The following is a 13,684-nucleotide window of genomic DNA, read 5'->3' on the forward strand; positions in this document are numbered from 1 at the left end:
GCGTGAGTTTTGTTTAAGAGCTTTTAATTATGTGGCTAATTTGGAGGATGTTATGAGTTGTGTTGAAACTTCGTGTGCTAGCAATGCTAAGAGTTTAGATTATGCTGATATGATGCCTATGAATATAAGCGAAATTGCTAACGCTGTTCATGGGGAAATGCACGAGTTTAATAGTTGTGACACAGATTTAGTTGCAAATTCCGTTTTTAGTGATTCTCGTCAAATCCGTAAAGGTTCTGTGTTCGTAGCTATAGTTGGTGAACATGTTGACGGTCATGATTATGTAAAGAATGCTGAAAAATCTGGAGCTGTTGTAGCTATTGTTGAACATGTTGTCGAAGGCACTAATCTCAATCAAATAGTTGTTAATAATTCTGTAGAAGCGCTGGGTTTGCTAGCTAAACATAATTTGGAACTTCGCCGCAATCTTAACAAACCTTTCACTATTATTGGTATCACTGGTTCCGTTGGCAAAACAACAACGAAAGATATGTTGAAGGCTTTGTTGAGCACGCTAGGCGAAACAGTTGCTCCTGTTGGATCTTTTAATAATAATATTGGTTTGCCTCTTACTGCTTTGCAAGTTGGCAGTAATACTCGGTTTCTAATAGCAGAAATGGGTGCTAACCATGTTGGCGAAATTGCCAATTTAACTCATATTGCTCCTCCGGATCTCGCAATAGTGCTTAAAGTTGGTGTTGCTCATTTAGGTGAATTTGGCTCAGTTGAGCGAATTGCGCAAGCAAAAAGTGAGATTGTGCGTGGGCTTTTGCCACATGGCATAGCAGTATTAAATTCCGACGATAAGCGAGTTTCTGCAATGTCTTGTCTTGTAGAAAATAAGCATGTGCGCTGGTTTGGTAGAAATGCTAAAAATGGATTGCTGGAATCAGCTAGTAAAGATGACTACCAACTTTCAGCTAGCAATATAAAGTTAGATTCTTTTGGTAAAGCAGTTTTTACTATCACTGAACGCATTAATTCTTCTGATTTAGTGAATCATATTGAAGTGCATCTTGCTATACAAGGCGAGCATAATGTTATGAATGCGCTTGCAGCAGCAAATGTTGCCAGATATTTGGGAATGACTTTAGATGATATTGCTTCTGTGCTGTCTAAAGTTTCGCATATTAGCTCGCATCGCATGCAATTGAGTACAGTTTCTAAGAATGACGAGAAATTTACACTTATTGATGATTCCTTTAATGCAAATCCTGATTCTATGAAAGCAGGAATTGATGGTTTGTGCGCTTATGAAAATGATTCTTGTAGTGCATCTTCGAAACCTTTCCGTATAGCGGTTCTTGGTTCTATGTTGGAGCTTGGCAGCAACGAAGATGAATTGCACACAAATATTGGAGAATATGTGGCAAATTCGAGTGTCGATGCGGTTGTTGCTGTTGGTTCGAAAACGGACTCTGACTTAGATAAATTAGCTCACTGTATTGCTCAAGGTGCGCGTTCTTCTTGGAATAATAAACTACCTTCTTCTCATGAGGCAGTCTATTTTGTACACAGTGCGGATGAGGCTGATGATATTGTTTGGAAAATTGTGGCCGAGCATCCGAGTAGTGTTGTGTTATTGAAAGGCTCTCATGCTTCAGGCTTGAGCGTGCTTGCTGAACATTGGGCAAATATTTAACTGCTTGATGCTCAATATAAGTGTGAAATTAATAAATTAAGTATTATAGCAAACAGAACAGTAAACGGAGGTTAAGCGGTGATTGCGCTTATTGTAGGAATTGTGGTGTCGCTCGTAGTTACGATTGTTGGCACACCTTTGCTTATTCGTTTAGTGCATCGTTTGCACTACGGTCAGTACATTCGCCAAGATGGACCACAATCTCATTTAGTAAAGCGCGGCACGCCAACTATGGGCGGTGTTGTTATTAATTTTGCTGTAGTAGCAGGTTGGGCTGCTTCTGCTCTTTATAGATATGTTTCTGTTGGTCGCTCGCCTTCATGGTCTGCTGTTTTGGTGCTGTTTGCAATGCTTTCAATGGGTTTGCTTGGCTTTATTGATGATTTTGCTAAGGTTCGTAAAAAGCAGAATCTTGGTCTTTCTGTACATGCGAAGTTTACTGGTCAAATTATTTTTGCAAGTATTTACGCGCTTTTGTCATTGCTATTGCCAACTCAATCTGGTATTGCTAGCGCTCAACCTGGAATGAGTTTTATTGAAAAACCATTTTTTGATTTTTCTATACTCGGTAAAGGTGTAGGAATCGTAGTATTTATTGTTTGGGTTAATTTCCTTATTGCTGCTTGGTCTAACGCTGTAAACTTGACTGACGGACTTGATGGTTTAGCTTCTGGATCTTCTATGATTGCTTTTGCTGGTTACGCTTTGATTGCTTTTTGGGAAAGCTACCATGTGCGTGGAGGCGGTCATTTTGGATTCTCTTACGCTGTTTCTGACCCTCTCGATTTAACTATTATTGCTGTTTGCGCTGCTGTTGCTTGCTTTGGATTCTTGTGGTTTAATTCGAATCCTGCTCAAGTATTTATGGGAGATACTGGTTCGTTGGCTTTAGGCGGATTATTTGCAGCTCTTTCTATTGCAACTCACACAGAGTTTTTGGCTGTGATTTTGGGTGGATTATTTGTAATGGAAGCTGCAAGTGACGTTATTCAAGTTGGATTCTTTAAAGCTACGCATAAGCGCGTGTTCAAAATGGCTCCTATTCATCATCATTTTGAATTGCTCGGCTGGACGGAAACTAAAGTTGTTGTGCGATTCTGGATGATTGAGCTTATGTTTGTGCTTTCTGCACTTATGATGTTCTACGCCGATTGGGCAGGGCATTCTGGCTTGCTTATTTAATTTCAAAAATTGGAAGGCTTCAATATGAATATTGTCGATGGCAATGAAGTATCTGTTTCGTCTGAATCTACTTGTAAGTCGTGCACAAGCGATAAAGCATTTGCTTTTAAGCGTGTATTAGTTGCAGGTCTTGGAGTTTCGGGTCGTGGCGCAGCTGAGGTTTTGCGCGCTGTTGGATCTGAGACTGTGACTGCAGACGAAAATAAGCCTGATGCCGATATACATGATTTTTCAGCAATAGACTGGTCTAAAATCGATGCTGTTGTTACATCTCCAGTATTTAACCCTCGCACGCCATTTTTGCAAGAAGCTGCATCGCGCAATATTCCAGTAATGAGCGAAGTTGAATTAGCGTGGCGCTTGCGCGTACCTTCTAATCGCACGAATAAACCTGCTTATTGGATTGGCATTACTGGCACAAATGGTAAGACTTCTACTACAGAAATGACTTCTGCAATGCTAACCGCTTGCGGATTAAATGCTCCAGCCGTGGGAAATATTGGAAAGTCTGTGTCACATGCTGCTTTAGAATGTGAGCATGATGCTTTATGCGTTGAATTAAGCTCTTTCCAATTGCATTTCACTGATTCTTTAGCTCTTGATTGTGCTGCTATTACTAATATTGCTGCTGATCATTTAGATTGGCATGGTGGCATGGAAGCGTACGCTCGTGACAAGTCAAAAGTATTTAATAATGTGCAAAAAGCTTTGGTTTACAATGCTCAAGATGAGCGTGTAAGCAAATTGGCAGATTGTGCACAAGTTGCTGATGGTTGTAAAAAGATTGGTTTTACGTTAGGAGAGCCTAAAGATGGTGAAATTGGCGTAAAAGACGGTTGGATTGTCGATAACAGCGGTGTTGCTGGAGGAACTAAAGGCACTCTAAAACCTATTGTCGAATTGCGTGAGCTAAAACATCTGTGCGAGCCTGATGGCAGTGTGTATCCGCATTTATTAGCTGATGCTCTTACTGCGTTAGCTTTATCTTTAGGTTTAACTGGTGACGTAGATTCTTCAGTTCGTGCTTTACGCGAATTTGCTCCTGGAGGTCATCGCATTCAAACAGTTGCGACTTTGATGTCTGAAGATGAAAATCCTTCGCATTGTATTAGATTTGTAGATGATTCTAAAGCAACTAATGCTCATGCTGCTTGTGCATCTTTAGCTAGTTTTGCTAATAATTCGGTTGTTTGGATTGCTGGCGGTTTAGCTAAAGGTGGTCATTTTGAAGATTTAATTGCAAACCAACTTCATGTGATTAAAGCAGTTGTTGTTATTGGAATAGATCAACGTCCAATTGTTGAAGCTCTTCACAGTTCAGCTCCTCACATTCCAGTAACTATTGTTTCACAGGATGGTTCTTGCGCTAAATCATATGATTGCGTTGATGACTTAGTTTGTGAGAATATTGAGAATACTTCGCTTGTAAATCCTGATTCTTCATTCGGTGAGGCTGTTATGCGTCAAACTGTAGAAGCTGCTGGGCGTTATGCTAAGCCTGGTGATGTTGTTCTGCTTGCTCCTGCTTGTGCCTCTATGGATCAATTTGTTTCGTACGCCGATCGCGGCAATCGTTTTGCTAAAGAATCTCAACGATGGGTGCATAATCATGGTGTTCAACAGTAATAAGCCTAAAAAGTTTTTGCGTTCATTAGCGCGCAAAGTCTCAGAAGTTATTATGGAAGATCATATTGAAGCAGATTCAGATTCTTCTCATTCTTCCCAAAAACAAGAATTTGAATCTTTTAAAAAATCTATTAGGACTTCAGCAAGTAAAGTAGGTGAGTCCATAAGCAAAGTAGGAGCGTATGCAAGCAAAGCAGGTAAGGAATTAGGCAAATCTGTAGGAAAGTCTGTAGGAAAGTCTGTAAGTAAGTCCGTAAGTAATTCTGTTACTAAAGTTGGCAGATCTGTAGGTTCTTCTTTCAATGAATCTGTAAAATTTGTAAAAGATGTAAAGAAGTCGAAAGTTGCGAAACAAGCGAAACAAACTAAACGGGCTAATTTTGTAAAGCCTGCAGAGCAAGCAAATCCTGTAAATACTGTAAATCCTGCGAAACTGGCAAAGCTAACAAAGATAGCGAAACCAGCAAATACAGCAAAGCCGGCAAAGTCAATTAAATACGCAAAATTAGCGCATACTGTATCTGGAATATTTTCCTCGAAAAAAGACTACTCAAAAAACTCGTTAGAGCGCAAAACTCAAGATTCAGAGTTAAAGAAGTATGTTGGCTTGCGCAGTTTAACTAACCCACTGTGGTGCTTATACGGCATGCGAGTATCAGTGGTTATACTGTCGATTTTTGGCTTATTCATGGTGTTTTCTAGTTCTTCAGTAACTATGATTACCTACGGAATTGCACCTTGGGGTCAAGGCGTAAACCAAACAATGTATTGTGTTTTAGGTTTAATTGGTTATATTTTTGCTTCTCGACTTCCAGTTACAGTTTATAGACGATACGTTGCTGTCATTTACATTATTTCTGTTATTGCACAGTTCTTAACATTTGTTCCAGGTTTACGACGTGAAGTTAATGGTAATGCTGGTTGGATTGCTTTTGGTCCTATTACTTTGCAGCCTGCAGAAATTACAAAACTTGCATTATGTATTTGGCTTCCAATAGCTTTGATTGCTGCAAAACAAGCATATGAGCGTGTGCAAATGCGCGCATATATTCCTGTAGCAGCAGGACTCGGCGTATCGTTGTTGCTTGTTATTGCAGGTAAGGATCTTGGTACTGCTTTAATTATTATTCTTATTGCACTTATAGCTTTTTATCTTGGTGGATTCCCTACGCGCTGGCTGATAGGAAGTATTTTTATTGCTATTGCTATGGTCGCTATGCTTGTTTTGACCAGCCAAAATCGTATGCGACGTATTCTTGCTACTTTGCATGGATGCGATGCAAAAGCAGCTAAAGGCGTTTGCTTCCAAGCAATTCACGCTCAATATGCAATGGCTTCTGGTGGACTATTAGGCGTTGGCATCGGAAACTCTCGTGAAAAATGGAATTATTTGCCTTACGCTCACAATGATTTTATTTTCGCTATTATTGGCGAAGAGATGGGCTTTTTGGTTGCAGCAGCAGTAATTTTGCTATACGTAATTATTGGTTGGTGCATACTATCTTCAGCATTAAAAGCGAAATCGCAATTTATTTCAATCGTATTAATGTGTATTGCAACGTGGATTGTAGGCCAAGGATTAGTTAATATTCTTGTTGTTGTGCAAATACTTCCGGTTATGGGAGTGCCTATGCCGTTTGTGTCCGCAGGTGGATCTTCGCTTGTTATGTGTTTGGTTGCAATTGGCGTAGCTGATGGTCTTATGCGTTCCAATCCGCAACTTACTATATCGAAGTAGTAAGTATTTACAACTTTTTTATAATATGAAAGTTATAACAAGGGTAGTGAAATGAAGTTTGATAATGCTATTGAGCAGGAAGTGCATATTGTTCTTGCAGGCGGGGGTACTGCAGGTCATGTCAATCCTTTGCTTTCTGTTGCAAACGCGATTAAAAAGCTCAATCCTGAAGCGTTAATTAGTGTAATTGGCACAGAAGTTGGTTTGGAAAAAAGTCTTGTGCCGAATGCAGGGTACGAACTTGACACTATAGAAAAAGTGCCGTTCCCACGTAAGCCAAATCTAGATGCAATTAAGTTTCCAATTCGATGGATGCGCGAAAAACGCAAAGTGCGAAATATACTAGCCGCTAGAAAAGCAGATATAGTAGTGGGCTTCGGTGGCTATGCTTCTGCTCCAGTATATTCTCAAGCTCATGCGCAGCATATTCCTATTGTGATTCACGAGCAGAATGCTAAATCTGGAATGGCAAATCGCTTAGGTGCAAGTTGGGCTGATGCTGTTGGAACAGTTTATGGGAATACTGATTTGCGCACACGAAAAGGTGTCAAAGTTGAAAGAGTTGGTTTACCTCTTAGACCTGCTATTTCTCAATTGTGTGAAAGATTAGAAAAAGATTATGATTCCGCTCGCGTTGAAGGTGCGCAAAAACTTGGCGTTGACCCTAAACGTCCAATTATTCTTGTTACCGGCGGATCTTTGGGTGCAAAAAGCATAAATCAAGCTGTTGCTGCAGCAGCAGGAGATATTTTAAAACATGCGCAAGTAATTCACTTGACTGGTCGCGCAAAAGCGGAAGAAGTGCGAGATATAGTTGCAAAGCAAGTAGGTGAATCGCAAATAAACGATATTAAACCAGAGCATGCTGGTTGTGGCGATTATCATATTGCAGAATATTTAGAGCGTATTGATTGGGCTTTTGCTTGTGCAGATTTAGTTATATGTCGTGCAGGAGCTGGAACGGTTGCAGAAATTTCTGCACTTGGCTTACCTGCTGTATACGTGCCATTGCCTATTGGCAACGGCGAGCAGCGTTTCAATGTTGAGCCTGTAGTAAATGCAGGGGGAGCATTAATGGTAAATGATGCTGATTTCAATGCGAAGTGGTTTATAGATGAAGGATTAGCTTTATTGCAAAACAAAAAGCAATTACAAGCTATGCGCACTAAATCTTGGAATTATGGTATTCGTGATGCTGCAGACGTTATGGCGAAGCGTATTCTTGAAATCGCAAAAGAAGGCAGAAAGTAATGACTAAACTTAATAGCAATACAACTTCATCTCATAATAATATTGATTTAAACCCAGTAAAATCAGCATTTGATGATTCGCAAACTATTTCAAAACTAGGGCGAGTGCATTTTATTGGCATTGGCGGAGCTGGAATGAGTGTTCTGGCAGAAATGTTGCATGAAGAGGACGTAAGCGTAAGCGGTTGCGATCGTGAAGCAAATGATCACACTCAACGCTTGGAAGAATTAGGTATTGAAGTAGAAATTGGACAAAGTGCTTCACATGTTGAGCATGCAGATGTACTCGTGTATTCAAGTGCTATTAAACCGAGCAATCCGGAGATTATGGCAGCACATGAGCGCGGCATAAAACTTGTTCATCGCAGCGATATTCTTGCGTTATTATTATCTGCAAAAACTGGTGTGACTGTTGCTGGAGCGCATGGTAAAACAACTACTAGCTCACTTCTTTCTCATATATTAACTGTGGCTGCAGTAGGCGATTTGGCTGATCCAAGCTACGCAATCGGCGGATCTATTCAAGCCGCAGACGGAACAGTTTTAGACGGCGGTCATGCTGGTAATGGAATTGTTATGGTTGCTGAAGCTGACGAATCTGACGGAAGTTTTGAAAAATACAGTCCAAGTATTGCAATCGTAACAAATGCTGAAGCAGATCACTTGGATCATTACGGCTCTAGTGAACGATACAGAGAAGCATTTGTTGAGCACGTAAGTCATGCTGTTAATAACGTAATAATTTGTGCAGAAGACGAAGGTGCTAGAAAAGTACTTGAAGCTATGCCGGATAATATTTTAAACAAAACAATTGTTTACGGTAATTTGGATACTTGGAGCCTACAAGTTAGCTCGCGCGTACAAAAATTAGCCATGTTCGCAAGTATTGAGCATGAAAATGAGCAAGCTGTAAGTGGTCGAGAAATGTTTACGCTTGTATTGCCAGAAAAAATTTTGGATGAACATGCTAAATGTTTGAATAAGGTGCAAGTTAGCTTGTTAATACCAGGTTTGCATAATGCTCTTAATGCTTCTGCAGCTATTGTTGCTGCAGTATTGCTCGGTATGAATCCAGAAGATGCGGCTCGTGGTGCAGAAAGCTTCCGAGGTGCGTCTCGTCGTTTTGATATTCGTGGATGTGTTGATGGTGTAACAGTTGTGGACGATTATGCTCACCATCCAACTGAAATAGCTGCATTATTGCGCGCTGCTCGAAGAAAGTACACTTCTTCTACTCTTCGCGTGCTGTTTCAGCCTCATTTGTTCTCCAGAACGCAGGCTTTTGCTAATGAGTTTGCAAAATCTTTGGCTCTTGCAGACGATGTAATTGTTACAGGAATTTTCCCAGCTCGCGAAAAGCAGGAAGATTTTCCAAATATTAATGCTGAAACTATTGTTAAAGCTGCAAAATCACAGAATCTTGATGTAAAAATTGAAGCGGTTGACGATATGCGCGCAGCTGCGTTGAAACTGGCTTTGCGTGCAAAATCTGGTGATGTGCTGCTTACAGTTGGTGCAGGAAGTATTACTGCTATGACGTCTGTTATGCTAGAAGCATTGTAGTGCTTTGAAATTAAGCGATTAAAATATAAATAAATTATTACGAGAGGCAATTATGGGTCGCGTGAGGTCAAGCAAATCGTACGATGCTGATGCAAATAATTCGCATCGTCGTACCGTTTCAAGTCTTAATATTGCGCGTACTGAAGAGTCTCGTAGTAATAAATCCAGCAGTAGTGCGTCTCGTAGTAGTGCGTCTCGTAGTGCTGAATTGCTTAATAATGAATTGCGTAGTGGTGTATTGCGTGGCATAGCGCGTGGTGCGAAATCTAATATCGGAAGATCTAATATAAAAAAATCTAGTATCAAAAAAACGCGTGATGAAAAAATTCATATTTCTAAACCTAGATCTGCTTCGTCGTTGCGCAAAGACCAGCGTTTCCAAAGGCATATAATCAGCCAAAACACATCGCAAATACGAGTAGCTGATGTTAATGAAAAAAATCATCAAGGTAAGTTTGTTGACGCTAGACTTTTGCCGAAGCTTGATTTTGTAAGAAAAACTTTAAGTCAAACTTCTGGTTCTCTTGGAATGATTACTCGTCCTAGAATAATTAATTTTCGAGAGCGTTTGAAAGAACGTAAATCTGCTTATTTGCAATTTACTGTTAAACGAATTCTTGCAATTCTTGCAGTGATTGCCTCTGTTTCGGCGATTGTTTGGTTTTTATTCTTCTCGCCAGTTTTTCTTCTTAAGTCTAGCGATATAAGTATTTCTGGATCTAACGAGTGGGTGAGTGAGCAAAAAATTGCTTCAATTGCGTCAACTCAGGTTGGTAAATCACTATTTTTAGTTTCTTCTCAAGAAGTAATTAACCAACTTAACGATATTCCTGGCGTAACTGAAGCAAAAGTTTCTAAGAATTTTCCTAATGGTTTGCATGTTTCTGTACATGCGCAACGTCCTGCAGCAATGCTCAAAACTCGAGATAGCAATAAATTAACTGCTGTTGACGCTAAAGGTCGCGTGTTAAATGCCGTAGCTCAAGTTACAACACAAGGAATACCTGTTATTGAAGTTTCAAATGTGCAAAGAAGTTTGAATAATAGAGCGGTACTTGAAGCTGTAAAAATTGTTAGTTCACTTTCGGAATCTTTGCGAGCTAGAGTTACGAGAGTTAGTGCAAAAACTCAAGATTCTGTCGAAACAGAATTAGGGGATGTTAAAAAAACTATTATATGGGGCAATTCGTCTCAGATTGAGTTAAAGAAAGCTATTGTTGCCAAGATTATTGATGATCCTAGTAAAATTGGAAACAAACGCAGCTTAGATGTGTCTGCTCCTGTGCGTCCAATTCTTAAATAGGGTTTTAAAACTTTATTAATTGCATTGTCAAGATTAGGTGTATAATAGTAATTCGTGTGTGCCAACGGCGTGCCTTATGTTATAGGCGTGCGTGTTGGGATATCCCAAGTGCCAAAGATAGTGCGCAGTAATGTGTGGCTGGAGGCGCGAGGGCCATCGGGCCGGTGGACTGTGGCTTTTACTCTTTAACCGATTCTTTGGTTATGGTGTGCTGCAGTGTGGCGGTTTTCACCAAATAGAAAATAACAATGAATCGGAGAACTTAAGTTGCCTACGATTGAACAACTTGTCCGTAAAGGACGTCAGGCCAAGCCGAAAAAGTCAAAGACTTTGGCCTTGAAGGGTAGCCCGCTGCGTCGTGGCGTGTGCACCCGTGTGTACACCACCACTCCTAAGAAGCCAAATTCCGCGCTTCGTAAGGTTGCTCGTGTGCGCCTCAGCTCTGGTATTGAAGTAACCGCCTATATTCCAGGCGAAGGTCACAACTTGCAGGAGCACTCCATCGTGCTCGTGCGTGGTGGCCGTGTGAAGGATCTCCCAGGTGTGCGTTACCACATCGTGCGTGGCGCATTAGATACCCAGGGTGTCAAGGACCGCAAGCAGGGTCGTTCCCTGTATGGAGCAAAGAAGGCGAAGTAAAACATGTCACGTAAAGGACCTGCAAAAAAGCATCAACTGCTTCCTGATCCAATCTACGGCTCGACCGTCGTGGCTCAGTTGATTAACAAAATCCTTCTCGATGGTAAGAAGTCCATCGCAGAAAACATCGTCTACACCGCTCTTGAGCAGGTGAAGGCAAAGACCGAGCAGGAGCCAGTTTCTGTATTGAAGCGCGCTCTTGATAACATTCGTCCAAATCTTGAGGTTCGTTCTCGCCGCGTTGGTGGCGCAACTTACCAGGTTCCAGTCGAAGTTAAGCCTGCTCGTGCAAACACTCTTTCCCTCCGCTGGCTTACTGACTTCTCACGTGTTCGTCGTGAAAAGACTATGGCTGAGCGTTTGGCCAACGAAATTCTCGATGCCTCCAATGGCTTGGGTGCTTCCGTGAAGCGCCGCGAGGATACCCACAAGATGGCAGAAGCAAACAAGGCTTTTGCTCACTATCGCTGGTAATCCACAAGATAATCGGTATCTTAAAGAGCTAAGGATAAGAATATGGCACAAGATGTGCTTAACGACCTGAATATGGTTCGTAATATCGGCATCATGGCGCACATTGATGCTGGTAAGACTACTACCACCGAACGTATTCTTTACTACACTGGTAAGAACTACAAGATCGGTGAAACTCATGATGGTGCTTCTACCATGGACTTCATGGCTCAGGAGCAGGAGCGCGGTATTACTATTCAGTCTGCTGCAACTACCTGCTTCTGGAAGCGTCAGACTCATGACGTTGATGATCGCTATCAGATCAACATCATCGATACCCCAGGCCACGTGGACTTCACCGCTGAGGTGGAACGTTCCCTTCGCGTGCTCGATGGTGCTGTAGCAGTCTTCGATGGTAAGGAAGGTGTGGAACCTCAGTCCGAAACCGTGTGGCGTCAGGCTGATAAGTATAGCGTCCCACGTATCTGCTTCATCAATAAGATGGATAAGCTTGGCGCTGATTTCTACTATTCTGTCAAGACCATCAAGGAGAAGCTCGGTGCAACTCCACTCGTTATTCAGCTTCCAATCGGTGCTGAAAACGACTTCGTCGGCGTTGTTGACTTGATTCGTATGAAGGCTTACGTCTGGAATGACGTTAAGGACGATATGGGTGCTCACTATGACACCGTTGACATTCCTGAAGATTTGCAGGAACGTGCAGAACAGTATCGTGCTGAGCTTATGGATCAGGTTGCTGAAGCTGACGATGAGCTGGTTGAGAAGTATCTTGAAACTGGCGAACTTACTGAAGAAGAAATGCGCGCTGGTATCCGTAAGCTTACCATTGAGCGTAAGGCATTCCCAGTAACTTGCGGTTCTGCATTCAAGGATAAGGGTGTTCAGCCAATGCTGGATGCTGTTGTCGACTTCCTCCCAAGCCCAGAAGATGTTCCATCTATTAAGGGCTTCAAGCCAGGCGATGAATCCGTTGAAATTGACCGTAAGCCAGTTAATACAGATCCATTCGCAGCATTGGTATTCAAGATTTCAACCCATCCATTCTATGGCAAGCTCGTGTTCGTGCGCGTTTACTCTGGCGAAGTAAAGCCAGGCGATTCCGTGTACGATTCCACGAAGTCCAAGAAGGAACGCGTTGGTAAGATCTTCCAGATGCATGCTGATAAGGAAAATCCTGTAGATTCAGCTGAAGCTGGTAACATCTACACCTTCGTTGGTTTGAAGAACGTCAGCACTGGTGATACTTTGTGCGACGAAAAGAACCCAATTTCTTTGGAATCCATGACATTCCCAGATCCTGTTATCGAGGTTGCTGTGGAGCCAAAGACGAAGGCTGATCAGGAAAAGATGAGCTTGGCTTTGGCTAAGCTTTCTGACGAGGATCCTACATTCCAGGTTAAGACCGATGAGGAATCTGGTCAGACTTTGATTTCCGGTATGGGCGAGCTTCAGCTTGACATTATCGTTGATCGTATGCGTCGTGAGTTCAAGGTCGAAGCGAACGTTGGTAAGCCACAAGTTGCTTACCGTGAGACGATTCGTAAGGCTGTTATGAACCAGGAATACACTCACAAGAAGCAGACCGGTGGTTCTGGTCAGTTCGCAAAGGTTTTGATGAACTTCGAGCCTCTCGACACAGAATCTGGCGAAACCTACCAGTTTGTCAACGAAGTTACCGGCGGCCACATCACCAAGGAATTCATTCCTTCAATCGATGCAGGCGTGCAGGAAGCTATGGAATCCGGCGTTTTGGCTGGCTTCCCAGTTGTGGGTGTAAAAGCAACCGTCACCGACGGTCAGACTCACGATGTCGATTCTTCGGAAATGGCCTTCAAGATTGCAGGTTCCATGTGCTTCAAGGAAGCTGCTCCTAAGGCTAATCCGGTAATTCTCGAACCAATTATGGCTGTCGAAGTCCGTACTCCAGAAGAGTACATGGGCGATGTCATGGGCGATTTGAACTCTCGTCGCGGTAACATCCAGTCTATGACTGATGCTACTGGCGTGAAAGTTATCGATGCCAAGGTGCCGCTGAGCGAAATGTTCGGCTACATTGGCGATCTTCGTTCTAAGACTCAGGGCCGCGCAATGTTCACCATGCAGATGGACTCTTACGCGGAGGTCCCGAAGGCCGTTTCGGACGAGATTATTAAGGCTCAGCGCGGCGAATAAAGCGCACGCTACTTCGGTGTTTTCTGTCCCCGGTCAACGCTAGAATTTCCTACGTTGACTGGGTTCTGGCACCGAAGTGGCACCTAACCCAGAAA

Annotated in this window: 10 protein-coding genes; all 10 read left to right on the forward strand. The window is 42.3% G+C overall.

Annotated features, from left to right (window positions below; genetic code table 11):
• The first annotated feature begins 52 nt into the window (after positions 1–52).
• The 10 genes from HXT29_RS00615 (at position 53) to fusA (ending at position 13,589) form a co-directional block, all read left to right on the forward strand.
• Positions 53–1,642 carry a UDP-N-acetylmuramoyl-tripeptide--D-alanyl-D-alanine ligase gene (locus HXT29_RS00615; RefSeq protein WP_422118381.1) on the forward strand — a complete coding sequence of 530 codons (1,590 nt, stop codon included), beginning with the start codon at positions 53–55 and terminating at the stop codon, positions 1,640–1,642.
• Positions 1,643–1,720: 78 nt separating this feature from the next.
• Positions 1,721–2,824, forward strand: a complete 1,104-nt coding sequence (mraY, locus tag HXT29_RS00620) for a phospho-N-acetylmuramoyl-pentapeptide-transferase (protein WP_004107386.1) — start codon at positions 1,721–1,723, stop codon at positions 2,822–2,824.
• Between the two features lie 24 nt (positions 2,825–2,848).
• On the forward strand, positions 2,849–4,450 hold the full coding sequence (gene murD, locus HXT29_RS00625) for a UDP-N-acetylmuramoyl-L-alanine--D-glutamate ligase (RefSeq protein ID WP_004118770.1): 1,602 nt from the start codon (positions 2,849–2,851) through the stop codon (positions 4,448–4,450).
• Between the two features lie 526 nt (positions 4,451–4,976).
• Positions 4,977–6,188 (forward strand): peptidoglycan glycosyltransferase FtsW, encoded by a 1,212-nt coding sequence (locus HXT29_RS00630; RefSeq protein WP_407645751.1) that lies wholly within the window; start codon positions 4,977–4,979, stop codon positions 6,186–6,188.
• A 51-nt stretch (positions 6,189–6,239) separates the two neighbouring features.
• Positions 6,240–7,439, forward strand: coding sequence for a UDP-N-acetylglucosamine--N-acetylmuramyl-(pentapeptide) pyrophosphoryl-undecaprenol N-acetylglucosamine transferase (locus HXT29_RS00635; protein WP_004118776.1), 1,200 nt, complete (start codon positions 6,240–6,242; stop codon positions 7,437–7,439).
• Complete coding sequence (murC, locus tag HXT29_RS00640; RefSeq protein WP_004118779.1) at positions 7,439–9,001, forward strand: UDP-N-acetylmuramate--L-alanine ligase; 1,563 nt, start codon at positions 7,439–7,441, stop codon at positions 8,999–9,001. Before HXT29_RS00635 ends, murC begins: the two co-directional genes overlap by 1 nt.
• A gap of 52 nt (positions 9,002–9,053) precedes the next feature.
• Positions 9,054–10,304 (forward strand): cell division protein FtsQ/DivIB, encoded by a 1,251-nt coding sequence (locus HXT29_RS00645; RefSeq protein ID WP_004118781.1) that lies wholly within the window; start codon positions 9,054–9,056, stop codon positions 10,302–10,304.
• 267 nt (positions 10,305–10,571) lie between these two features.
• Positions 10,572–10,943 carry a 30S ribosomal protein S12 gene (gene rpsL / locus HXT29_RS00650; protein WP_003813881.1) on the forward strand — a complete coding sequence of 124 codons (372 nt, stop codon included), beginning with the start codon at positions 10,572–10,574 and terminating at the stop codon, positions 10,941–10,943.
• A 3-nt stretch (positions 10,944–10,946) separates the two neighbouring features.
• Positions 10,947–11,417 (forward strand): 30S ribosomal protein S7, encoded by a 471-nt coding sequence (rpsG, locus tag HXT29_RS00655; protein WP_004107405.1) that lies wholly within the window; start codon positions 10,947–10,949, stop codon positions 11,415–11,417.
• Between the two features lie 42 nt (positions 11,418–11,459).
• Positions 11,460–13,589 carry an elongation factor G gene (gene fusA / locus HXT29_RS00660; protein WP_004107409.1) on the forward strand — a complete coding sequence of 710 codons (2,130 nt, stop codon included), beginning with the start codon at positions 11,460–11,462 and terminating at the stop codon, positions 13,587–13,589.
• The last annotated feature ends 95 nt before the right edge of the window (positions 13,590–13,684 follow it).

This window comes from Gardnerella sp. DNF00550, assembly GCF_049262685.1.
Lineage (GTDB): Bacteria > Actinomycetota > Actinomycetes > Actinomycetales > Bifidobacteriaceae > Bifidobacterium > Bifidobacterium leopoldii.